We start from the raw sequence: 22,497 nt of genomic DNA, 5'->3' as shown, positions 1-22,497 counted from the left end.
AACGGTTGCGTGCCGTCCCCGTGCTGTATGTCACGTAGGGAAAAGCCTTGATCGATGAGTATTTGTTGTCAGATGCGGTGTTAGCTTCAACAGCTGAGTTATGCCGGGGGCGGAACGACTGGAGTTGCACGAGCGATGGGCCGAGCGAACGCGAGGCGGGCGCGGCAGGGCAGCGCCCGCCGGAGCGGAAAGAACGAGAAGAAGTCCGGCATACGCCGCCTCTTCACCTGGAAGAAGATCCTCGGGGCCGTCCTCGGCGTCTGCCTGCTGGGGATTCTCGGCTTCATCGGCCTGTACCTGTACGTCGGGGTGCCCGAGGGCAACCAGCAGGCCAAGCTCCAGAGCAACGTCTTCAAGTACGCGGACGGCTCGGTCATGGCGCGCACCGGCCAGGTCAACCGCGAGACCGTCCCGCTGAGCCGGATACCCAAGGACGTCCAGCACACCTTCGTCGCCGCCGAGAACAAGACGTTCTACAACGACTCCGGCGTGGACCTGAAGGGCACCCTCCGCGGCATCCTCAACACGCTGAGCGGCAAGGGCAAGCAGGGCGGCTCGACGATCACCCAGCAGTACGTCAAGAACTACTACCTGAGCCAGGAGCAGACGGTCTCCCGCAAGCTCCAGGAGATCGTCATCTCCCTCAAGGTGGACCAGAAGTTCTCCAAGGACGACATCCTCGCCGGCTACATCAACACCAGCTTCTACGGCCGCGGCGCCTACGGCATCCAGGCGGCCGCGCAGGCGTACTACGGCGTGGACTCCGACAAGCTCACCGTCGCGCAGGGCGCCTACCTCGCCTCGCTGCTCCAGGCGCCCAACCAGTACGACTGGGCCATCGCCTCCGACGCCGGCAAGCAGCGCGTCCAGGAGCGCTGGGCCTACACGCTGAACAACATGGTCGAGATGAAGTGGCTCTCGCCCGAGCAGCGCGCCAAGCTGAAGTTCCCGGTGCCCAAGCCGCCCAAGCCGCTGCCCGGTCTGACCGGCCAGGCCAGCTACATCATCAGCGCGGCGAAGAAGGAACTCTTCGCCCAGGGCGTCGACGAGAACGAGTTCGAAGCCGGCGGGTGGACGGTCACCCTCGGCATCGAGAAGAACCGCCAGAAGGCGCTGGAGGAATCGGTCAAGCGCAAGCTCACCGACGACCTCAAGCCCGACCGGCGCGAGGTCGACAAGGACGTCCAGCTCGGCGCCACCTCGGTGGACCCGAAGACCGGGTACGTCGTGGCGCTCTACGGCGGAGCCGGCTACCCGAACCACTACATCAACAACGCCACCCGCTCCGACTACCAGCCGGCCTCCACCTTCAAGCCGATCATCCTGGCGTCGGCCATGGAGAACCACGCGCAGACCCAGGGCGGCGCCCCGATCACCCCGAACGCGATCTACGACGGCCGCAACCGCCGTCCGGTGGTCGGCGGCACCACGCCCTTCGCGCCGCCGAACGAGGACGAGCACACCTACGGCCGGATCACCGTCCAGACGGCGACCAACAACTCGGTCAACGCGGTCTTCGCGCAGATGGGCGCCGACGTCGGCCTGGACCAGGTCAAGAAGACCGCGGTCGGCCTGGGCATGGACGGCTCCAGGATGGACGTCCAGCCGGCCATGACGCTGGGCACCATGGGCGCCAGCCCGCTCCAGATGGCCGGCGCCTACGCCACCTTCGACAACCACGGCATCAAGGTCACCCCGACCCTCGTCGTCAAGGCCGTCCACGCCAAGGACGGCAACGACAAGGAGGTCCCGCTCAAGGACCCGATCGGCGACCGGGTGCTCTCCCGCACCACCGCCGACACCATCACCTCCGTCCTGACCGGCGTGGTCAACGACGGCACCGCCTCGGACGCCGTGAAGAACACCGCCTACAAGGCGGCGGGCAAGACCGGCACCTCCGACGACAACAAGTCGGCCTGGTTCGTGGGCTACACGCCCAAGCTGGTCACCGCCGTCGGCATGTTCGGCGAGTCGCCCACCGGCGGCAAGCAGGTCACCCTCAAGGGCACCGGAGGCGGCGGCCGGGTCAACGGCGGCGGCTACCCGGCGAAGGTCTGGGCCGACTACACCGAGGCCGCGCTCGGCGACAACACCGGCGCCGACTTCGACCTGGAGACCGACATGGGCGCCGCGGTGCCGCCGCCCAGCACCCCCACGCCGACCCCGTCCGCGCCGGCCACCCCGACGCCGACCCCGACGCACTCCCCGTCGGGCACGCCGACCCCGAGCGGCACTCCGTCGGACGGCCAGTCCGGGCGCCCGACCGGCCGGCCCACGCCGCCGACCGGCGGTACCACCGGCGGCCCGCCGAACGGGGGCACCACCGGCAACGGCGGGACCACCGGTAACGGGGGTACTACGGGCAACGGCGGTACCACCGGCAACGGGGGCACCACCGGCAACGGCGGTACCACTGGGACCCCAGGCGGGACCAACGGCACCGGCGGCAACCTGCCGAACAACCTCGGCGGCTGACCCGCCCGGCCACCCGGCAGCACCACGGCCCGCGCCCCCACGGGGGTGCGGGCCGCCGCGCTTCCCGCGGGCCTGCGAGGATCAGCCGCCGTTGACCTTCTTGGCGATCCGGTCGCCCAGGTTCTTGTCGATGTTCCGCCAGTACTGGAGCGCCCGGTCCAGCACCGGCCGGCTCACCCCGTTCAGCAGGTGCCCGGCGACGTTGCCGACCAGCCGCTCGCGGGCCGCGTCGTCCAGCACCTCGCGGACCATCGTGCCCGGCTGCCCGAAGTCGTCGTCGTCCCGGCGCAGCGTGTACGCCTCGCGCACCATCGCGCCGCTGGATTCCCAGCCCGCCGGCTCCCCGTAGTGCCGGGTGTCGGCCGCCGGACCGCCGTAGGAGTTCGGCGCGTACGGCCGGCCCGTCCGCGCCGGGTCGAACCGCATCGGGCCGTCCTTGGCGTACGAACGGGCCGGCACATGCGGCCGGTTGGGCGGCAGCTGCGCGTAGTTCGGGCCGATCCGGTACCGGTGGGTGTCCGGGTACGAGAACAGCCGGCCGAGCAGCATCTTGTCCGGGGACGGGCCGATGCCCGGCACCATGTTGGACGGTTCGAACGCGGCCTGCTCGATGTGGATGAAGTAGTCCTCCGGGTTCCGGTTGAGCGTCATCCGGCCGACCTCGATCAGCGGGTAGTCGCCGTGCGGCCACACCTTGGTCAGGTCGAACGGGTTGAAGCGGTAGTCCGGGGCGTCGTCGAACGGCATGACCTGCACATAGAGCGTCCAGGACGGGGCGTTGCCGCTCTCGATGGCGTCGTAGAGGTCCCGGCGGTGGTAGTCGGCGTCCTCGCCGGCCAGCCGGTCGGCGTCGGCCTGGGTGAGGAAGTCGATGCCCTGGTCGGTCTTGAAGTGGTACTTGATCCAGAACTTCTCGCCGCCCGCGTTGACCCACATGTAGGTGTGCGAGCCGTAGCCGTTCATGTGCCGGTAGGTCTTGGGGATGCCGCGGTCGCCCATCAGCCAGGTGACCTGGTGGGCCGACTCCGGCGAGAGCGTCCAGAAGTCCCACTGCATGTCGTTGTCGCGCAGCCCGTTGTCGGGACGGCGCTTCTGGGAGCGGATGAAGTCCTGGAACTTGATCGTGTCCCGTACGAAGAAGACCGGCGTGTTGTTGCCCACCAGGTCGTAATTGCCCTGCTCGGTATAGAACTTGAGGGCGAAGCCCCGCGGGTCGCGCCAGGTGTCCGGGGAGCCCTGCTCACCGGCGACGGTCGAGAAGCGGGCCAGCATCTCGGTCTCCTTGCCGGGCTGGAAGAGGTCCGCCTTGGTGAACTGGCTGACGTCGTTGGTGACCCTGAAGGAGCCGTACGCGCCGCTGCCCTTGGCGTGCACCACCCGCTCGGGGACCCGTTCCCGGTTGAACTGGGCCATCTTCTCGATCAGGTAGTGGTCCTGGAGCAGGATCGGGCCGTCCGGGCTCACGGTCAGCGAGTGCTCGTCGCTCTCCACCGGGATGCCGGTGTTGGTCGTCGTGTGCGGGACGTTCTGGGCGGTGCTGGACATCGGAGGAATGCCTTCCGTGCGATGACTGGCGGTGGGCCGGCAAGGGGGCCGTCCGTCCCGTCCGCGGGCCGCCGGTCCCTTGTGTCCCTTTCGTCCCACCCAACCAGCCAACGCCGATGGCGGCATGTCGGCACGGGCTCCCGGGCGATCGGACGAGTCCGGCCCGCACACACGACGGGACCCCGCCCGATCCCGGACGGGGTCCCTCGTGCGTGCGGGCGCTCCGGCCTCAGAGGCGCGCCCCCGGCGGCATCGACAGCTCGAACCAGACGACCTTGCCCATGCTCAGCCGGGTCGCGCCCCAGCGCCGGGCCATCCGGTTGACGAGATACAGCCCGCGGCCGCCCTCGTCCGACGGCCGGGCCTGCCGCAGCCGCGGCAGCTGCGGCACGTCGTCGCCGACCTCGCAGCGCAGCACGTCTGTCCGCAGCAGCCGCAGCGTCACCGGCCGCTCGGCGTACCGCACCGCGTTGGTCACCACCTCGCTCACCAGCAGCTCCAGCTGGTCGGACAGCTCCTCCAGGCCCCAGCGGGCCAGCGCCCGCCGGGCCAGCCGGCGCGCCTGCCCGGCCGTCTGCGCCTTCGGATCGAGGTACCAGTACGCGACGTCACTCGGCGCGATGCCGTCGAACCGGGCGGCCAGCAGCGCGATGTCGTCATCGCGGTCGCCCGGCCCCAGCATGTCCAGCACCTCGTCGCACAGCGGCTCCAGCGGCGGCGGATTGGGGCCGGTCAGCCGGGCCGTCTCGGTCAGCCGCTCGCGCAGCTGCTCGATGCCGGTCCACACGTCCCGTATCCGCGACTCCACCAGACCGTCGGTGTACAGCACCAGCGTCGCGCCCGCCGGGGCGTCCAGCTCCACCGCCTCGAAGTCCACCCCGCCCACGCCGATCGGCGCGCCCGGCGGCACCCGCAGCACCTCCGCGCGCCCGCCGCGGTGCAGCATCACCGGCGGCGGATGCCCGGCGTTGGCGACGATGATCCGGTGCGCCACCGGGTCGTAGACCGCGTACAGGCAGGTCGCCATCCGGTCCGAGCCCAGTCGCTGGGCCTGCTCGTCGAGGTGGTGCAGCACCTCCTGCGGCGGCAGGTCAAGACCCGCCAGGGTCTGTGCGGTGGTCCGCAGCTGCCCCATGATCGCGGCCGAGGTCATCGAGTGCCCCATCACATCGCCGACGACCAGCGCCACCCGGCTGCCCGGCAGCGGGATCGCGTCGTACCAGTCGCCGCCCACCCGGGCGGTCTCCGCGGCCGGCAGATAGCGGCTGGCCAGCCGCACACCGGTGGGCTGCGGCAGCGAGTCCGGCAGCATGGTGCGCTGCAGCGCGTCGGCGATGTACGCCTCGCGGCCGTAGAGCACCGCCTTGTCCACGCCCAGCGCGGTGTGCGTCGCCAGCTGGGCCGCCACCAGCAGATCGTCCGGTTCGAACGCCGGCCGGTCCGGGCGGCGCAGGAACACCGCCGCACCGATCACCCGGCGGCGCCCGCGCAGCGGCGCCAGGATCACCCGGTGCCCGCCCGGCAGCCGGGTGTCCGGCCCCAGCAGCTCCGGCAGTGCGGTCCGGGCCGCCTGCGCCTCGCCGAACAGCGGCCGCACCCCGCGCAGCACCTCCGCCAGCGGCCCGCCCGGGCGCACCTCGGACAGCTCCGCGGCGCTGCCGCCCATCGCCGGCCCGAGATCCGGCTGCGCCGGCAGCACCGGCAGCCGCAGCCCGTTGGTGTCCGGCTCCTCCGGTATCCGGTCGGTACGGCGCAGCCGCAGCACCACCGGGCCGGTCGGCCGCTCGTCGCCCACCGGCAGCGGGTCGCGCAGGTACACCAGGATCGCGTCGGCGAAGGTCGGCACCGTCGCCCGGCACAGCCCCAGCACGATCTCGTCCAGGTCTATGCCGCGGGCGATCCGCCGGGTCGCCGCCCCGATGAACCGCAGCCGGTCGCCGCCGGCCTGCCGGGCCGCGGCCACCTCGCTGCTCTCACCGGGATGCGCCGACCGCGCGGGCGGCACCGAGGGCGGCTGCGACGGCCCCGACGGGGGCGGCAGCTCCGCGTCGGCCGGCCCGCCGCCCCGTACGCCCGGCGGCGGCCCCGGCGGCCGTCCGCCCGCGCCCGGCTGACCGCCGTGCGCCCGGGGCGCCGTATCGCCCTCCCGGGGCCGTCCGACGCCCGCACCGCCGGGTCGCGGCTGCGCATGCCCCGGCTCCTCGTCCGGCTCCGGCGCACCGGTGCGGTCCACCGCGCCCTGCGCCACCGGCCGGCGCGCGCGGACCGCAGCGCGCTCCGCGCCCGGCTCCCCGTCCGGCCCTCCCTCCGCGGCCATGGCCACCTCCCCGTACGTGTCGTACGAGCCCCCGTACGACCCGGCGTATCCGCCGTAGGAACTGTCGCGGGACGCGCGGGCGGCGCCGTACGCCCGCGCGCCGTCGCCGGCCGGGCCGTGATCGGCGGCCGGCTCGGCGTCCCCCTGCCCGGCCGGCGGTCCCGCGGAGGCCGCGGCGGCCCGCTCGCCGGCCGCGTCACCGAGGCCGGCGCCGTCACCGCCGCGCACCGCGAACCCCGTCCCCGGCGCCGGGTCGTGGCCGGTGCCGGCGGGCTGCTGGAGGGCGCTGCGCGGATCGGGGACGCCGCCCGGCGGCGCCGTCCCGGCCGTCCCCGCAACAGGGGAGGCCGAGGACGCGGCGGTCGGGGCCGACTGCCGCGTTTCGTGGGAGGTGGAGTGCTCCGTCACGCGTGGGATTCCATCCGTCCGGGGCTGGCGCCGGCGCGCCGCGTTCGGTGCGCGCCGCCCGAGCGGACGCGCCTGACGCGGTGCGTCTCAAGCGCGTCGCAGGTGCAGAAAGAGCTGGATTTCGGGCGGTACGTCCGTACTCGCCGGGGCATACGCATACGAGTCCTCCCCGACGACGTCGAAACCCACGTCGCGTACGACCCGGCGCAGGTCGTCCCGCAGATATCCGGATACCCGGATCATGCTGCCGAGGAACGGAATGGGGTAGTCGTCGATATCGGCCTCGACCATTGCCAGGGCCAGCAGTCCGCCGGGCCGCAGGAGGTCGTGCAGCATGGCCAGGGCACAGGGGATTTCCGCGCGGGGCATCATCAACAGGGAGAAATAGGCGGCGATTCCGTCGAAGGAACCCCGCCCGCCCAGCCGGCCGGCGCGCAGATCGGCGATGTCCAGCCGGTGGAATTCGGCGCCCGGGACGTTCTCCCGGGCGAGTGCGACCATCCCGGGGGAGAGGTCGATTCCCACGACCCGGTGGCCCGCGTCGCAGAGTTGACGGGCGGTCGGCAGGCCGGTGCCGCACCCGGCGTCGAGGATCCGCGATCCGGCCGGCAGTTCCCCGGCCAGCCACCCACCCGAGGCGATCTGGCCTTCTTTGTGCGGAAAGGCCGTCTCGTACTGGTCACCGATCGCGTCGAAGGCATCGGACTGTCCGGCCCGGTCGAGTGCTAACCGGTTCAGGCCCTCGTACGCGTCGTAGCTTGTCGCGCTCACGACCTCGCCCCTCCTGCGACCGCGGTCAAGTTCGTTTTCCCGTTCTGGAGTTGCGCCTGTGCAGTCTTGCGGAGGACGATCCTACGTTTGAAGGCCCAGGGCGCAGCAAGGGGGCTGGGCACCGCTTCTCGTCCGGCGGGAACGCCCGGGGAACCCGGCGGGAAACAGTTCCGCCCGTAGGCGCACCTTTCCACCGTTCGCCCCCTTCACTCGCTTCGCGTTGGTCTTTTCGCCTTTGCTTCCTCACGGCAGCAAACGGTCCGGCAGGCGCTCCCAGTCCTCCGGAAGCGACGGAACACCCCAGGCCGGGTCGGGCCGCCAGTCCTCCCAGCCGTCGGAGAACGGCCCGCTCCACGCCTCGATCTGTGCGACCGCGGCGCGTCCGGCGGCCTTGACCTCGGCCGCCTGCGCGTCCGTCATCAGCCCGTCCCGCCGTGCCTGTGCGAACTCGTCCTCGTCCCGCCACTCCCAGTGCCGGTCCGGATAGACACAGATGTCGAGGAAATGGTCGAGCGAGTCGATTCCGCCCGACCAGCGGCGGCGCGGCACCTCAAGATTGACGTACCAATTGTTGAAGTGCCAGCCGCTCTCCCAGAAAAGCCAGACCGACCAGGGATCTCCCGGCCGGGCCAGCTTCAGCACACCGTTGCCGAACCACTGGTCGCGCCTGGTCCGCCGGGGTTTGGTGTAACGGGTGGCGAGCGGCTCGCGGTGCACAGGGGTGCCGTCGGCGAGCACCGGCTTGATGCACGGCGTCCCCGGCGCCATCCACACCGCGCGCAGCTCCTCGGTGTCCTGGACAACGGTCACCGGACGACAGATGTGGAACCGGCGGGGGTCGGTGTTGTCGCGATAGCGCCACAGGACGTGGTCCCCGGGCGCCCAACGCCCCGACTCCGCCGCCCGTCCCGCCCCGGCCGCCGGCGCGGGCACACCGGCCGTCTCGCCTTCCGTCGTCTCCACCATGTCCGCTGTCATGAGCAGATCTTAGGGGCGCCGTGTTAAGCGCGTGGTGACGTGCGCCGCACCGCTGGTTACCGAGATGGTTACGGGCGGGTCATCCGCAACACGTCCAGCGCCTCGTCGAGCTGCTTCTCCGTCAGCAGCCCGCGCGCGACATAACCGCCCTCGACGACCACCTCGCGGATGGTCTTCCGTTCGGCCAGCGAGCGCTTGGCGACCTTCGCGGCCTCCTCGTAACCGAGGTACTTGTTCAGCGGAGTCACCACCGAAGGCGACGATTCGGCGTACTCCCGGGCCCGCCCCACATGCGCGGTGATCCCGTCCACCGTCCGATCGGCCAGCAGCCGCGACACATTGGCGAGCAGCCGCACCGATTCCAGCACATTCCGCGCAATGACCGGCAGCATCACATTCAGTTCGAAATTGCCGGCCGCCCCGGCCGTCGCCACCGTCGCGTCATTTCCGGTGACCTGCGCCGCGACCATCAGCACCGCCTCCGGAATCACCGGATTGACCTTCCCAGGCATGATCGACGACCCCGGCTGCAGATCCGGCAGACTGATCTCGGAAAGCCCCGTACGCGGCCCCGACGCCATCCACCGCAGATCATTCGCGATCTTCGTCAGCCCGACGGCGATGGTCCGCAACTGCCCGCTGGTCTCGACGATCCCGTCCCGCGCGCCCTGCGCCTCGAAGTGGTCGCGCGCCTCGGTCAGCGGCAGCCCCGTCGCCCGCGCGACCTCGGCGATCACCGCCGCGGAGAAGCCCGGCGGCGTATTGATCCCCGTCCCCACCGCCGTTCCCCCCAACGGCAGTTCGGCCAGTCGCGGCAACGAGGCCCGCAACCGCTCGACGCCGTACCGCACCTGCGCCGCGTACCCCCCGAACTCCTGCCCCAGCGTCACCGGCGTGGCATCCATCAGATGCGTCCGCCCCGACTTCACCACCTCGGCGAACTCCGCCGCCTTCCGCTCCAGCGCCTCCGCCAGATGCTCCAGCGCCGGAATCAGATCGTTGAGCACCGCCGACGTCGCCGCGATATGGATCGACGACGGGAACACGTCGTTCGACGACTGGCTCGCATTGACATGATCATTGGGGTGCACCTCCCGCCCCAGCCGCTCACTGGCCAGGGTCGCGATCACCTCGTTGGTGTTCATGTTCGACGACGTCCCCGACCCCGTCTGGAACACGTCGACCGGGAAGTCCTCGTCCCACCGCCCCTCGGCCACCTCGGCCGCCGCCTCCGCGATGGCCTCCGCGACGTCCTTGCCCAGTACGCCCAACTCGGCGTTGACCTTGGCGGCCGCCCCCTTGATCCGGGCCAGCGCCTCGATGTGCGCCCGCTCCAGCCGCTGCCCGGAGATCGGGAAGTTCTCCACCGCCCGCTGCGTCTGGGCCCGCCACTTGGCATGCGCGGGAACCCGCACCTCGCCCATCGAGTCGTGCTCGATCCTGAATGCGCTGTTTTCGCTCATGTCGATATCAGTGCCCGGGAGCGGCGATCTGTTCCCGGGCCTGGGCGCATGTCACCTGGGTGCGATCCACCGATCGGGATCACGCCTCGCCTTCGACTTCCCCCGCCCCGCGAACGGGGCGGAACCGGGGTTCGAGCCCGGCTTTCTGCCGGACGTCCTTGCCCGGGGCCTCCACGGTTCCTCGGGCTGACACCCCGGTAGATACCAACCGGGGTGCCGGTGTGAGGCTGGGCGTCGGGCACCTCGGTCTGGCCCCGGAAGACGACGTGCCGGCCGTGGGCGTCCTTCACGACGCGGGCGTCGGCGACCTCGTTCATCTTGTCGGCCCCCTTGCCCACGGGCGGGTCCCGGGTCCTGGGTCCCGCGGAACAGCACGTGTCCTGTCTTCGCTGCCCACATGCGGCCCATCGCCGGTTGAGCCCGACCCGTGGAGGTCGCGGCCCTGCGAGATGTCGATCGCCATGTGCCATGTGAGAGCGGCGAACCACGGGAGTTCCTTGCGGGCCTGCCGTACCGCCTCATCGGCCAAGCCCCACTGCGCGGGAGCGAGGTAAAGCCGGGCCTTGTGGCCGCAATGCTGCTTCAACTTGCCTCCCCCACTTCCCCGTTGGCCCAAGGACTGCCGGCGCAGCCCCGCTTGAGAGTGGGGCACTGGCCAAGTCCATCGGCAGGTTCAGTTCTCACTCTCTTTCCGAGGTTACGCCGTAGAGCAACGGTGGAAACACGGAACGTAACAGTCCGCTGAAGGTTAAGGCGATCCCACGACGAAACCCGGCAGTTGCCCTCGCCCCTAACGGGAAAGCACCAACACCCCCCACCGAACAGGAGCGTCACCATGGCCACGAGCGCCGGCCACACCTCACCGGGCCCGCGGTCCCGGCAATCGCTGATGACCCTGCGCGTCTACACCACGACCCGCGACGGCGGCGTCGTCCAGGAACGCGCCCAGATCCACGTTGTCGCCGGCGACCGCTTCGACCTCTACGGCCTCTCCCAGGCATGGCCACCGTGCGCCTGCCCCCGGCACCAGGGGTGTTAGGGCCGAGACGGCGGGGGCGTGCGGTCGGGCCGAAGGCGCTGTCAGACCGGGGATGACCTCGACGGACGAGCCGCCCGTCGCAAAATGAACGGCCGTCATTCGCGAACTGCGAATGACGGCCGTTGAACCGTACCGTCCGGGACGTTATGTCAGGACGTTGTGCCGGTAGGTGACGCCGAGCCGTTATGGCATCAGGGCGTCAGATCGTCATGCCCCCGGTCGTACCGGGATGTTCGTGAACGTAGGCGTCGTCGGGGCCGGGTCCTGGAAGAAGTCGTTGCCCTTGTCGTCGACGACGATGAAGGCGGGGAAGTCCTCGACCTCGATCTTCCAGACGGCCTCCATGCCCAGTTCCTCGTATTCGAGGACCTCGACCTTCTTGATGCAGTCCTGCGCCAGGCGGGCGGCCGGGCCGCCGATGGAGCCCAGGTAGAAGCCGCCGTGCGCGGCACAGGCGTCGGTGACCTGCTGGGAACGGTTGCCCTTGGCGAGCATGATCTTGGAGCCGCCGGCGGCCTGGAACTGCTCGACGTAGGCGTCCATCCGGCCCGCGGTGGTGGGGCCGAAGGAGCCGGAGGCGTAGCCCTCGGGGGTCTTGGCCGGGCCGGCGTAGTAGACCGGGTGGTCCTTGAGGTACTGCGGCATCTCCTCACCCGCGTCCAGCCGCTCCTTGATCTTGGCGTGCGCGATGTCGCGGGCGACGACCAGGGTTCCGGTGAGGGAGAGCCGGGTCTTGACGGGGTGCTTGGTCAGCTCGGCCAGCACGTCCGCCATCGGCCGGTTGAGATCGATCCTGACGGCGTCCAGGTCCGGGCCCGCGCCCTCGGTCAGCTCCTCGTCCGTCGTCTCCGGCAGGAAGCGGGCCGGGTCGGTCTCCAGCTGCTCCAGGAAGACACCCTCGGCGGTGATCTTGGCGACGGCCTGGCGGTCCGCCGAGCAGGAGACGGCGATGGCGACGGGGCAGGAGGCGCCGTGCCGGGGGAGGCGGACGACGCGGACGTCGTGGCAGAAGTACTTGCCGCCGAACTGGGCGCCGATACCGATCTTCTGGGTCAGCTCGAAGACCTTCTCTTCCAGCTCCTTGTCGCGGAAGCCGTGGCCGGTCGGCGAGCCCTCGGTCGGGAGCTCGTCCAGGTAGTGCGCGGAGGCGTACTTGGCGGTCTTCAGCGCGTACTCGGCCGAGGTGCCGCCGACGACGATCGCCAGGTGGTACGGCGGGCAGGCGGCCGTGCCGAGCGAACGGATCTTCTGCTCCAGGAACTTCATCATGGACGCCTCGTTGAGGACGGCCTTGGTCTCCTGGAAGAGGAAGGACTTGTTGGCCGAGCCGCCGCCCTTGGCCATGAAGAGGAACTTGTAGGCGCCGCCGTCGGTCGCGTACAGCTCGATCTGGGCCGGGAGGTTGGAGCCGGTGTTCTTCTCCTCCCACATGGTCAGCGGCGCCATCTGCGAGTAGCGCAGGTTGAGCTGGGTGTAGGCGTCGTAGATGCCGCGGGAGAGGGCCGCCTCGTCGCCGCCCTCGGTCAGCACGTTCTGGCCGCGCTTGCCCATGACGATCGCGGTGCCGGTGTCCTGGCACATCGGGAGCACGCCGGCGGCGGCGATGTTGGCGTTCTTGAGCAGGTCCAGAGCGACGAAGCGGTCGTTGGCGCTGGCCTCGGGGTCGTCCAGGATCTTGCGCAGCTGGGCGAGGTGGGCCGGGCGCAGGTAGTGCGCAATGTCGTGCATCGCCTCGGCGGCGAGCTTGCGCAGCGCCTCCGGCTCGACCTTGAGGAACGTCCGGCCGTCCGCCTCGAAGGTGCTGACACCCTCCGAAGTCACCAGGCGGTAGGGGGTGTTGTCCTCGCCCGCGGGCAGCAGGTCGGTATAGGCGAATTCCGGCATGGGGGATATGTCCTTACTCGGAGGGGTGGTGGCTGGCTTCTACGGCAGCGCCCGACCAGCGTAGAACCCCCGGCCCGGGGCTCCGCTGTGAGGTAAGGCTCAGTCGGCCCGGACCTGCCCCCGAACCTCTAGTTGCGATCTATCGCGTTTCGGTACGCTGGGGTGGTGGACGCTTCAGGAAACGGGGGACGACCGGGCCCCGAGACCCCGCCCGGGCCGCTTGCGGAGCAGCACGACCAGCAGGTGGTGAAACTGACCAAGGGCGAGGCGGCGTCGCCGGCCAAGCCGGTGGCGGAGGCCGACATGCGGGCCTCGGACGCCGACCGCGACCGGATCGCGGAGATCCTGCGGGAGGCCCTCGCGGAGGGCCGGCTGGACGCCGAGGAGCACGCCGAGCGGATCGACGCGGTCTACCGCGCCAAGACCGTCGGCGAGCTGGAGCCCGTCGTCCGCGACCTGCCCGCCGTCGGCCGCCGTCCGGAGCCGGACGCGGAGTCCTACGCCTACGGTCCGGGCGGCCCGGTGTCCGACCAGAACCTCGTCGCGATCTTCAGCGCGGCCAACCGCAAGGGCCGTTGGCGGGTCCCGCCGCGGATCAACGCGGTCGCGATCTTCGGCAGCGTGGAGATCGACCTCACCGAGGCGGTCTTCCCGCAGCAGCGGGTCCAGATCAACGTCACCTCCGTCTTCGGCAGCGTCGAGGTCCGGGTCCCGGAGAACATCACCCTGCGCAGCAGCGGCTCCGGCATCCTCGGCTCCTTCGAGGTGGAGACGCACGACGCCGAGGACGGCAACGCCCCCGAGGTCGAGGTGAACGGCTTTGCGCTGCTGGGCAGTGTGGAGGCCAAGCCCAAGCGCGGCGCCTGGATCCGTGATCTGCGGGACCGGCTGCGCGGCGAGCGGCGCGAGCGGTTCGACGAGCTGCGGGCCGAGCGGCACGAGCGGATGGACAAGCTCCGGGCCGAACGGCACGAGCGGATGGGTCAGTTGAGGGCGGAGCGGCACGAACGGTGGGAGGAGCGCCGGGAGCGGCGCGACCGCCGCCGGCTCGGCTAGGGCGCCGGAGGGGGCATCGGCGGGTCGCCGAGGGGCTGTCGGTACGCGCCGGCGGTCCTCGATCGACACGGTGTGCATAAGCCCGCGTACAGCGGGTAGGGCTGGTGCATCGTCTCTCGTACGGCTGCGGGGTGCGAAAAGAGGCCGTGCGCAGCGAGACGGGCAAGGGTGATTTCTCTCGCCGAAGCCGTCGTCAGGAGTAGACCGTGCTGCTACCGCATCAGCCCCTGCAGGATGCCGCTGTCGTTCCGTCCCAGCGAGGGCACGCTCGCGACGAGGCCGGTCCCTGGCATGCGGAGGCGGTGTGCCGCCGGGACGAGGCCGGGTTGTTCTTCGCCCCCTCCAAGGAGCCCACCGCCGCACGGCTGGCCAGGGAGGAGGCCGCGAAACGGGTGTGTGCCCGCTGCCCGGTGATGGTGGAGTGCCGGGAGCACGCCCTCCTCCAGCCGGAGCCCTACGGCGTCTGGGGCGGGCTGACCGCCGCCGAGCGCCGCGTGGTGCTGACCCGCCGGCGGCGCCGGGAGAGCGAACTGCAGCGCGCCGCCGCCCCGATGCCCGCGGCCGGCTGACCGCACCGCGGGCCCGTCCGGGCCGCCGCCCCCTTGGCCGGGGGCACCCTCCCAGCCGCAGCTGGGGGAGCATCTCGCCCCCGCCGGAAGTCGCTTCCGACGGGGGCGAGTTGCCTACCTACCCGGACGACTCCGCCCGCGGCCGGGTCAGCTGGGGCGTTCGAAGTCGATCGAGCTGTAGGCACGCAGCTTGGAGAGGCGGTGCTCGGAGTCGATCTGGCGGATGGTGCCGGACTTGGAGCGCATGACCAGGGACTGGGTGTAGGCGGTCTCCGCGCGGTAGCGGACGCCGCGCAGCAGTTCGCCGTCGGTGATGCCGGTGGCGACGAAGAAGACGTTGTCGCCGCTGACCAGGTCCTCGATCTGCAGGACCTTGTCCAGGTCGTGGCCGGCGTCGAGGGCGCGCTGCCGCTCCTCGTCGTCCTTGGGCCACAGCTTCCCCTGGAAGGTGCCGCCCATGCACTTGAGCGCACAGGCCGCGATGATGCCCTCGGGCGTCCCGCCGATGCCCAGCAGCAGGTCGACGCCGGTGCCCTCGCGGGCGGCCATGATCGCGCCGGCCACATCACCGTCGGAGATGAACTTGATCCGCGCGCCGGCCTCCCGGACCTCCTTGACCAGGCCGTCGTGGCGCGGCCGGTCCAGGATGACGACGGTGACGTCCTCGACCGCGGACCTCTTCGCCTTGGCGATCCGCTTGATGTTCACCGCGATCGGCGCGGTGATGTCGACGAAGTCCGCCGCCTCCGGGCCGGTGGCGAGCTTGTCCATGTAGAAGACCGCGGAGGGGTCGAACATCGAGCCGCGCTCGGCGACCGCCATCACGGACACCGCGTTGGCCATGCCCTTGGCGGTCAGGGTGGTGCCGTCCACCGGGTCCACGGCCACGTCGCACTCCGGGCCGGTGCCGTCGCCGACGCGCTCGCCGTTGTAGAGCATCGGGGCGTTGTCCTTCTCGCCCTCCCCGATCACTACGACGCCGTTCATCGACACGGTGTGGATCAGGGCGCGCATGGCCTTGACCGCCGCGCCGTCCGCGCCGTTCTTGTCGCCGCGGCCGACCCAGCGGCCCGATGCCATGGCGCCGGCCTCGGTCACCCGGACCAGCTCCAGGGCGAGGTTGCGGTCCGGAGCCTCCGGGCTGACCTCGAGCGGGGACGGCAGATGATGCTCGGTCATCGAGCGCACCTTTCTGTACGGCGACGGCCGGATTGATGAGGGTGCTCATGACTTTATCGGTAGGTCGCGAAAATGAGCAGGGGGGCCTTCGCATGAGCAAGCGCATGGCCGGGTATCGCCCGCGCCGGACGGGCTCCGCCCGCGGAACCGTTTATGCAGGTGGGTGACGTCCCAGGGGGGCGTGTCCGGTCGGCGGCGGGCATGGGGGACGATAGGGAGGTGGCTGGTATGCGAGGCAGGCAAAGAGTGACGGACATGGTTCTGTCGCTGGCGGTGATCGGGGTCCTGGTCGGGGCGATCTACTTCTTCATCCCGCACGACGACAGCGCGACCGCGGAGAAGAACGCGGTCCAGACCGTCGACACCCGCGTCGAGATCATCACCGCCCGCCGTGCCGCCCCGTACCCGGTCGCCGCGCCCGAGGGCCTGCCCAAGACCTGGCGGGCCACCTCCGTCTCGTACAAGGCCAGCAGCGACGGCAAGGGCGGTGCCTGGCACCTGGGGATGCTCGACCCGGAGCAGCAGTACGCGGCGGTCGAGCAGAGCGACGCGCCCGCCAAGCAGTTCATCCAGGACGTCACGCTCGGCGCGGCCAAGGTCGAGGGCCGGCAGGCCGTCGGCGGCAAGAAGTGGGACCGCTACCAGGGCGACACCTACCAGGCGCTGGTCCACCAGGAGCCCGGGGTGACCACGGTCGTCACCGGGACCGCGCCGTACGGGCGGCTGGCGGAGCTGGCCGGGGCGCTGGTGGCGAAGAAGGGCTGAGGCAGGGCCGAACGCACACGACGAGGCCGCCGCACCGGGATCGGGTGCGGCGGCCTCGTCGTCGTGCGGGGGCCGCGCGGGCCGGGTGGCGGCTCAGACGGTGGTCGCGGCCTCGTCGAAGCCCAGGCGCGGGGAGCGCGGGAAGAAGGCGTCCGGGCCCGGCTTGCCGACGTTGATGACCAGGAAGGACTTCTGCTTGCCGGCGCCGAAGAACTCCTTGTCGATGGCGGTGAAGTCGAAGCCGGTCATAGGGCCGGCGGCCAGGCCGGCAGCGCGGATGCCGAGGATGAAGTAGCCGGCCTGGAGGGTGGCGTTCTGGGTGCCGGCGGCCTCGCGGGCGGACAGTTCGGAGAAGAAGTCGTCCTTGACGTTGGGCAGGGCCGGGAAGAGCTTCGGCAGGTTCTCGTGGAAGTCCAGGTCGACGGAGAGGATCACGGTCAGCGGCGCGGCCAGGGTCTTCGGGCCGTTGGCGCCCATGGCGTGCGCGACCAGGCGCTTGCGGGCGTCCTCGGAGCGGACCAGGGTGATCCGCAGCGGCTGCTGGTTGAAGGCGGTCGGGGCGTACTTCACCAGGTCGTAGATGGCCTGGACCTGCTCGTCCGTCACCGGCTCGTCCGTGAACGTGTTGGCGGTCTGGGCCTCGCGGAAGAGGAGGTCCTGGGCGGCGGCGTCAAGGGCGAGAGTCATGGGGGCACCTCGGGGCTTCGGGTGGTTACGGATCGTCGGAGACTGCGCAGTCCGCGGGGACGCATGCGCGGTCCACGGGGAGGGAAGTGCGGTCCGCTGGGACGGGCCGCACTGTCCACGCAGACGGGCTGCGCTGTCTACCGGACAACTGTAACCCCGATAGATTAAAGTTCAACTAACGCGTGATGCGGTGTGAGCGGTTTCACGGAACGGCAGCGACCTTCCGGAAGTCGGAAGCCGGAAGGCCGCGGGGAGGGCGGGGGAGTGGGTGGCGCCCCGCCGGCGCCGTCGCTACTCCGCGGCCCGCTCCGTCTCCTCCGCCGGGCCCTCGGCCAGCGCCGCGTCCAGCCGCGCCCGGGCGCCGTCCAGCCAGCGGCGGCAGACCTTCGCCAGCTCCTCGCCGCGCTCCCACAGGGCCAGCGACTCCTCCAGCGTCGTACCGCCCGTCTCCAGGCGGCGGACGACCTCGATCAGCTCGTCCCGCGCCTGCTCGTAGCCGAGGGTGGACTCCACCGGGGGCACCCCGGCCGCCACGTCCACCACGTCATCCGTCTTCGCCATGTCTCCCACCCTATGAGTCCGCCCTGCTCGGAACCGTCTCCGCGGAACCGGCGGCCGGGACCGCGGCCACCCGCACCCGGAACTCGCCGTCGGCCACCCTGGCCCGCAACTCCTCGTCCACCGCCACTTCGGACGGCGCGCGCACCGCCGCCCCGTCCGGCTTCTGGAGCACCGCATAGCCGCGCTGGAGCGTCGCCTTCGGGGAGAGCGCCACCACCCGCGCCAGCGTGTGCACCAGCTCCGAATCGGCGCGGTCCAGCAGATGCCCCAGCGTCCGCCGGCCGCGCTCCAGCAGGGCGGTGATCTGCTCCTCGCGCTCCTCGACCATCCGCTGCGGGTGCTGTATCGACGGGCGGTGCAGCGCCGCCGACAGGCCGCGCTCCTCGCGGTCCAGGAAGCCGCCGAGCGCGCGCCGGGCGCGCTCCCGCAGCTGGTGCACCCGGGCCAGCTCCTCGCCGACGTCCGGCACCACCTTCTTCGCGGCGTCCGTCGGCGTCGAGGCGCGCAGATCGGCCACCAGGTCCAGCAGCGGGCTGTCCGGCTCGTGTCCGATCGCGGAGACCACCGGTGTGCGCACCTCGGACACCGTCCGGACCAGCTGTTCGTCGGAGAACGGCAGCAGATCCTCCACGCTGCCGCCGCCGCGCGCCACGATGATCACGTCCACCTCGGGCAGCGCGTCCAGCTCCTGGACCGCCGCGATCACCTGGGGCACCGCGTGCACCCCCTGCACCGGCACATTGCGCACCTCGAAGCGGACCGCCGGCCAGCGGTGCCGGGCGTTCTCCAGCACATCGCGCTCGGCGGCGCTGGCCCGGCCGCAGACCAGCCCGATCAGCTGCGGCAGGAACGGCAGCGGCCGCTTGCGCTCCGCCGCGAACAGCCCCTCCGCCGTCAGCGTCCGCTTCAACTGCTCCAGCCTGGCGAGGAGTTCGCCCACGCCCACCGGCCGGATCTCGGCGGCCCGCAGCGAGAGCTGGCCGCGCGGGGCGTACCACTCCGGCTTGGCGTGCACCACCACCCGGGCGCCCTCGCTCACCACCTCGGCGACCCGGTCGAAGACCTGGCGGTAGCACGTCACGCTCACCGAGATGTCGTGCGACGGGTCGCGCAGCGTCAGGAACACCACACCCGCGCCCGGCCGCCGGGAGAGCTGGGTGATCTGCCCCTCGACCCACACCGCGCCGAGCCGGTCGATCCACCCGCCGATGAGTCGCGACACCTCGCCGACCGGGATCGGCGCTTCCGGAGACGTGGAGACAGCCATGCCAGTGAGAGTAGCGGGAGGCACTGACAGTGGGGGTTGCGCTGCGTGGGAGGTGGCCGTGGCAGTGGGCGGCGTCTTGTGGCCTGTCCCCGCCGCAGCTGCCGGGTGCGGCACCGTCGCGCGGGGCCCTGCCCCCGGGACCCCCGGTCCTCAATCGCCGGACGGGCTGGAACGTTCGGACGGGCTGGAACGTTCGGACGGGCTGGAACGTTCGGACGGGCTGGAATGCCCTGACGAGCCGGCCTTCCGCATCGTCAGCACTCCCAGCACCACCAGTCCCACCAGCAGCCAGGCCCCGCCCACCACTTGCGCGGTCGGCGACGCCTCGACGACCACCGCGCTCACCACCGCCAGCCCGGCCAGCGGCACCCCCACATGCCGCAGCAGGCTCGGCGCCGCGGCCTGCCGGCGGATCCGGAACCACCCGATCACCGAGGCGTGCAGCAGCGCGAACGCGGTCAGTGCGCCGACGTTCACGATCGACGACAGCCGGTCCAGACCGTCGTCCCGGGTCGCCGCCCAGACCGCCGCCACCAGCGTCACCAGCGCCGCCCCCAGCAGCGCCCGGCGCGGCACCCCGCTGCCCGCGTCCACCTTCGCCAGCGCGCGCGGCAGCCGCCGGTCCCGGGCCATCGCGAACAGCAGCCGCCCGGCCGCGGCCTGCCCGGCCAGCGCCGCGAACGCCGCCCCGATCGCCTTGCTCACCGCCACCAGGTCGTGCAGCCAGCCGCCCACCGCGGCGTCCACCGTCGTATAGAAGGCGGCTCCCTGCTCGCCCGGTTTCGCGGCCAGCTCGGCGGCGCTCATCGGGGCCAGCAGCGCGGCCAGATACGTCTGTACGGCGAACAGCGCCCCGGCCACCACCAGGCACGTCACCACCGCCCGCGCCACCCGCCGCGCACCTCCGGAAGCCTCCTCCGCGAACGAGGCGATCGCGTCGAAGCCCAGGTACGACAGCACCGCCACCGACACCGCCGCCAGCACCGCCTCGGGCGAGAAGCCGCCCTCCCCGGTCAGCGGCGCCGCCCAGCCGCGCTGCGGTCCGTGCACGGCCAGCGCCCACACCGCCGCCACCACGAAGACCACCAGTGCCGCGAGCTCCAGCGCCAGCACCGCGAACCCGACCACCGCCGCGGTCCGCACCCCCCGGAGGTTCAGCAGCGTGGTGACCACCACCGCGGCCGCCGTCCACACCCACTGGTGCACCTGCGGCACCAGCGCGTGCAGCGCGATACCGGAGAAGAGGTACGCCACCGCCGGGATCAGCAGGTAGTCCAGCATCGCCATCCACCCGGCGACGAACCCCGCCCCCTCGCCCAGACCGGCCCGCGCGTACGCGTACACCGACCCGGCCCGCGGGACGACCCGCACCATCTGCGCGTAGGAGTACGCCGTGAACGCCATCGCCACCGTGGCGACCACGTAGACGACCGTGATCGCGCCGTGCGACGTGGCCTGGAGGGTGCCGAAGATGCCCACCGGCGCCATCGGCGCGATGAACAGCAGCCCGTAGACGACCAGATCCCGGAACGACAGCGTCCGGCGCAGTTCCCCGGCGCCGCCGCCCACCTCGTCACCCACGGCCGCGCCGACTGTTCCCGGCATCCCGCCTCCTCACGTGCTCCCACCAGTCTGGGCCACCGCCGCGATCACTCCGCGCCGGGGCACGGCCGTACGATGGGACCCATGTCTGCTACTCCCCGTCCGCAGCCCAGCCGCAAGGTCCTCCTCGCCGCCCCGCGCGGCTACTGCGCGGGGGTGGACCGCGCGGTGATCGCCGTCGAGAAAGCCCTGGAACAGTACGGCGCCCCGGTCTACGTGCGCCACGAGATCGTCCACAACAAGTACGTGGTGAAGACCCTGGAGAAGAAGGGCGCGATCTTCGTCGAGGAGACGGCGGAGGTGCCCGAGGGCAACATCGTCATCTTCTCCGCGCACGGCGTCGCCCCCGTCGTCCACGACGAGGCCGAGCGCGGCAAGCTCGCCACCATCGACGCGACCTGCCCCCTGGTCACCAAGGTCCACAAGGAAGCCGTCCGCTTCGCCAAGGAGGACTACGACATCCTCCTGATCGGCCACGAGGGCCACGAGGAGGTCATCGGCACGAGCGGCGAGGCCCCCGAGCACATCCAGCTCGTCGACGGCCCCAAGGACGTCGCCAACGTCGAGGTGCGCGACCCGGACAAGGTCGTCTGGCTCTCCCAGACCACGCTCTCCGTGGACGAGACGATGGAGACCGTCGACGCCCTCCAGGGCCGCTTCCCCAACCTCCTCTCGCCGCCCAGCGACGACATCTGCTACGCCACCCAGAACCGCCAGCAGGCCGTCAAGCAGATGGGCGCCCAGGCCGACCTCGTCATCGTCGTCGGCTCCCGGAACTCCTCGAACTCCAAGCGCCTGGTGGAGGTCGCGCTCGGCGCCGGCGCCAGCGCCTCGTACCTGGTCGACTACGCCGAGGAGATCGACGAGAGCTGGCTGGAGGGCGTGGCCACGGTCGGTGTCACCTCCGGCGCCTCCGTCCCGGAGATCCTGGTCGACGGCGTCCTGGAGTGGCTGGCCGCCCGCGGCTTCGAGGACGTCGAGACGGTCACCGCCGCCGAGGAGTCCATCGCCTTCTCGCTCCCCAAGGAGCTCCGCCGCGACCTGCGCGCCGAGGCCCGGTCCGCCGTCGAGGACTGACCCCCGCGCCGGGACCGACCGGCGCCCGCCCGCCGTCCCCGCCCCACCGCCCGCCGTCTCTCGCATACCGGGAGCGGCGGGCGGGGTTCGTGCCTAGCCTTTTCCCATGAGGGTCTTCGGTGTGGACATCGGCGGATCGGGCATCAAGGGCGGCCCGGTCGATCTGGAGCGCGGCGAGCTGTCCGACGAGCGCTACAAGGTACTGACCCCGCATCCGGCCACCCCCGAGGCGGTCGCCGACCGCGTCAAGGAGGTCGTGGACCACTTCGGGTGGACCGGCCCGGTCGGTGCGACCTTCCCCGGCGTGGTCACCGGCGGGATCACCCGCACGGCGGCCAACGTCGACAAGCGCTGGATCGGCACGGACGCCGCCGCCCTGCTCACCGGCCGGCTCGGCGGCCGCCCGGTCACCCTGCTCAACGACGCGGACGCCGCCGGTCTGGCCGAGATGCGGTTCGGCGCCGGCCGCGGCCGCGCCGGCACGGTCGTCGTCCTCACCTTCGGCACCGGCATCGGCAGCGCCGTCTTCACCGACGGCCGGCTCGTCCCCAACACCGAGCTGGGCCACCTGGAGCTGCACGGCCACGACGCCGAGAAGCGCGCCTCCACCAAGGCCAAGGAGGACGAGGACCTCAACTGGCAGCAGTGGGCGAACCGCGTCCGCAAGTACCTCGCCCACGTCGAGATGCTGCTCTCGCCCGGACTGTTCGTGGTCGGCGGCGGGGTGAGCCGCAAGGCGGAGAAGTTCCTGCCGCTGATCGAGGGCATCCGGGCCGAGATCGTCCCGGCGCGGCTGCAGAACGACGCGGGGATCGTGGGCGCCGCGATGGCCGCCTACGCCTCCGGGGCGGGCA

At 71.5% G+C, this 22,497-nt stretch carries 17 protein-coding genes and 1 pseudogene; 7 read left to right on the top strand and 11 right to left on the bottom strand.

Going from position 1 to position 22,497, the window contains the following annotated elements; all coding sequences use genetic code 11:
• Window positions 1-135 precede the first annotated feature (135 nt).
• The gene (locus tag B073_RS0102090) at window positions 136-2,475 is read left to right on the top strand and encodes a transglycosylase domain-containing protein (RefSeq protein WP_018536436.1); all 2,340 of its coding nucleotides are present in this window, start codon (window positions 136-138) and stop codon (window positions 2,473-2,475) included.
• 81 nt (window positions 2,476-2,556) lie between these two features.
• Here the strand turns inward: B073_RS0102090 and B073_RS0102085 are convergent, their stop codons facing one another.
• The 5 genes from B073_RS0102085 to B073_RS0102065 form a co-directional block, all read right to left on the bottom strand.
• Complete coding sequence (locus B073_RS0102085; RefSeq protein WP_018536435.1) at window positions 2,557-4,020, bottom strand: catalase; 1,464 nt, start codon at window positions 4,018-4,020, stop codon at window positions 2,557-2,559.
• A 229-nt stretch (window positions 4,021-4,249) separates the two neighbouring features.
• The gene (locus B073_RS0102080) at window positions 4,250-6,745 is read right to left on the bottom strand and encodes a SpoIIE family protein phosphatase (RefSeq protein ID WP_018536434.1); all 2,496 of its coding nucleotides are present in this window, start codon (window positions 6,743-6,745) and stop codon (window positions 4,250-4,252) included.
• A gap of 87 nt (window positions 6,746-6,832) precedes the next feature.
• Window positions 6,833-7,516: a class I SAM-dependent DNA methyltransferase gene (locus B073_RS0102075; RefSeq protein ID WP_018536433.1), complete on the bottom strand. Its 684-nt coding sequence runs from the start codon at window positions 7,514-7,516 to the stop codon at window positions 6,833-6,835.
• A gap of 243 nt (window positions 7,517-7,759) precedes the next feature.
• The gene (locus tag B073_RS0102070) at window positions 7,760-8,494 is read right to left on the bottom strand and encodes a DUF402 domain-containing protein (RefSeq protein ID WP_234024968.1); all 735 of its coding nucleotides are present in this window, start codon (window positions 8,492-8,494) and stop codon (window positions 7,760-7,762) included.
• Between the two features lie 68 nt (window positions 8,495-8,562).
• Window positions 8,563-9,957, bottom strand: coding sequence for a class II fumarate hydratase (locus tag B073_RS0102065; RefSeq protein ID WP_018536431.1), 1,395 nt, complete (start codon window positions 9,955-9,957; stop codon window positions 8,563-8,565).
• Window positions 9,958-10,792: 835 nt separating this feature from the next.
• Here B073_RS0102065 and B073_RS0102060 point away from each other — a divergent pair.
• Entirely contained in the window at window positions 10,793-10,996 is a 204-nt protein-coding gene (locus tag B073_RS0102060; protein ID WP_018536430.1) for a hypothetical protein, read from the top strand.
• A gap of 207 nt (window positions 10,997-11,203) precedes the next feature.
• On the opposite strand, the gene B073_RS0102055 is transcribed toward B073_RS0102060, so the two are convergent.
• Window positions 11,204-12,880 carry a fumarate hydratase gene (locus B073_RS0102055; protein WP_018536429.1) on the bottom strand — a complete coding sequence of 559 codons (1,677 nt, stop codon included), beginning with the start codon at window positions 12,878-12,880 and terminating at the stop codon, window positions 11,204-11,206.
• Window positions 12,881-13,045: 165 nt separating this feature from the next.
• Here B073_RS0102055 and B073_RS0102050 point away from each other — a divergent pair, with 165 nt between their 5' ends.
• Window positions 13,046-13,936, top strand: a complete 891-nt coding sequence (locus B073_RS0102050; RefSeq protein ID WP_420706410.1) for a DUF1707 SHOCT-like domain-containing protein — start codon at window positions 13,046-13,048, stop codon at window positions 13,934-13,936.
• 206 nt (window positions 13,937-14,142) lie between these two features.
• On the top strand, window positions 14,143-14,505 hold the full coding sequence (locus B073_RS0102045) for a WhiB family transcriptional regulator (protein ID WP_026246964.1): 363 nt from the start codon (window positions 14,143-14,145) through the stop codon (window positions 14,503-14,505).
• Between the two features lie 147 nt (window positions 14,506-14,652).
• On the opposite strand, the gene glpX is transcribed toward B073_RS0102045, so the two are convergent.
• Window positions 14,653-15,684 (bottom strand): class II fructose-bisphosphatase, encoded by a 1,032-nt coding sequence (glpX, locus tag B073_RS0102040; protein ID WP_018536426.1) that lies wholly within the window; start codon window positions 15,682-15,684, stop codon window positions 14,653-14,655.
• 228 nt (window positions 15,685-15,912) lie between these two features.
• Here glpX and B073_RS0102035 point away from each other — a divergent pair, with 228 nt between their 5' ends.
• Window positions 15,913-16,449, top strand: a complete 537-nt coding sequence (locus B073_RS0102035; RefSeq protein ID WP_026246963.1) for a DUF4245 domain-containing protein — start codon at window positions 15,913-15,915, stop codon at window positions 16,447-16,449.
• A gap of 93 nt (window positions 16,450-16,542) precedes the next feature.
• Here B073_RS0102035 and B073_RS0102030 read toward each other — a convergent pair whose 3' ends face one another.
• The 4 genes from B073_RS0102030 to B073_RS0102015 form a co-directional block, all read right to left on the bottom strand.
• Window positions 16,543-17,136, bottom strand: a complete 594-nt coding sequence (locus tag B073_RS0102030) for a malonic semialdehyde reductase (RefSeq protein ID WP_018536424.1) — start codon at window positions 17,134-17,136, stop codon at window positions 16,543-16,545.
• Window positions 17,137-17,427: 291 nt separating this feature from the next.
• Entirely contained in the window at window positions 17,428-17,697 is a 270-nt protein-coding gene (locus B073_RS0102025) for an exodeoxyribonuclease VII small subunit (protein ID WP_018536423.1), read from the bottom strand.
• Between the two features lie 10 nt (window positions 17,698-17,707).
• On the bottom strand, window positions 17,708-18,964 hold the full coding sequence (gene xseA, locus B073_RS38905; protein WP_051093883.1) for an exodeoxyribonuclease VII large subunit: 1,257 nt from the start codon (window positions 18,962-18,964) through the stop codon (window positions 17,708-17,710).
• 150 nt (window positions 18,965-19,114) lie between these two features.
• Window positions 19,115-20,569: an APC family permease gene (locus B073_RS0102015; RefSeq protein ID WP_018536421.1), complete on the bottom strand. Its 1,455-nt coding sequence runs from the start codon at window positions 20,567-20,569 to the stop codon at window positions 19,115-19,117.
• 81 nt (window positions 20,570-20,650) lie between these two features.
• Here B073_RS0102015 and B073_RS0102010 point away from each other — a divergent pair, with 81 nt between their 5' ends.
• Together B073_RS0102010 and ppgK are read left to right on the top strand one after the other, a co-directional pair.
• A complete protein-coding gene (locus tag B073_RS0102010; protein WP_026246962.1) occupies window positions 20,651-21,643 on the top strand; it encodes a 4-hydroxy-3-methylbut-2-enyl diphosphate reductase in 993 nt (330 codons plus the stop codon).
• Between the two features lie 106 nt (window positions 21,644-21,749).
• Window positions 21,750-22,493, top strand: a pseudogene (ppgK, locus tag B073_RS0102005) (polyphosphate--glucose phosphotransferase); the annotation flags it as partial.
• Between the last annotated feature and the right edge of the window lie 4 nt (window positions 22,494-22,497).

Source organism: Streptomyces sp. MspMP-M5 (assembly GCF_000373585.1).
Classification (GTDB): Bacteria; Actinomycetota; Actinomycetes; order Streptomycetales; family Streptomycetaceae; genus Streptomyces.
Note: the sequence above shows the minus strand (reverse complement) of the source record. Positions and strands in the feature narration are given on the sequence as shown.

What these genes read in the sequence shown, in the direction of transcription:
- B073_RS0102090 (WP_018536436.1), top strand. Translation starts at nt 136, where the DNA reads ATGGGCCGAGCGAACGCGAGGCGGGCGCGGCAGGGCAGCGCCCGCCGG.
- B073_RS0102085 (WP_018536435.1), bottom strand. Translation starts at nt 4,020, where the DNA reads ATGTCCAGCACCGCCCAGAACGTCCCGCACACGACGACCAACACCGGC.
- B073_RS0102070 (WP_234024968.1), bottom strand. Translation starts at nt 8,494, where the DNA reads ATGACAGCGGACATGGTGGAGACGACGGAAGGCGAGACGGCCGGTGTG.
- B073_RS0102065 (WP_018536431.1), bottom strand. Translation starts at nt 9,957, where the DNA reads ATGAGCGAAAACAGCGCATTCAGGATCGAGCACGACTCGATGGGCGAG.
- B073_RS0102060 (WP_018536430.1), top strand. Translation starts at nt 10,793, where the DNA reads ATGGCCACGAGCGCCGGCCACACCTCACCGGGCCCGCGGTCCCGGCAA.
- B073_RS0102055 (WP_018536429.1), bottom strand. Translation starts at nt 12,880, where the DNA reads ATGCCGGAATTCGCCTATACCGACCTGCTGCCCGCGGGCGAGGACAAC.
- glpX (WP_018536426.1), bottom strand. Translation starts at nt 15,684, where the DNA reads ATGACCGAGCATCATCTGCCGTCCCCGCTCGAGGTCAGCCCGGAGGCT.
- B073_RS0102035 (WP_026246963.1), top strand. Translation starts at nt 15,913, where the DNA reads ATGCGAGGCAGGCAAAGAGTGACGGACATGGTTCTGTCGCTGGCGGTG.
- B073_RS0102030 (WP_018536424.1), bottom strand. Translation starts at nt 17,136, where the DNA reads ATGACTCTCGCCCTTGACGCCGCCGCCCAGGACCTCCTCTTCCGCGAG.
- B073_RS0102025 (WP_018536423.1), bottom strand. Translation starts at nt 17,697, where the DNA reads ATGGCGAAGACGGATGACGTGGTGGACGTGGCGGCCGGGGTGCCCCCG.
- xseA (WP_051093883.1), bottom strand. Translation starts at nt 18,964, where the DNA reads ATGGCTGTCTCCACGTCTCCGGAAGCGCCGATCCCGGTCGGCGAGGTG.
- B073_RS0102015 (WP_018536421.1), bottom strand. Translation starts at nt 20,569, where the DNA reads ATGCCGGGAACAGTCGGCGCGGCCGTGGGTGACGAGGTGGGCGGCGGC.
- B073_RS0102010 (WP_026246962.1), top strand. Translation starts at nt 20,651, where the DNA reads ATGTCTGCTACTCCCCGTCCGCAGCCCAGCCGCAAGGTCCTCCTCGCC.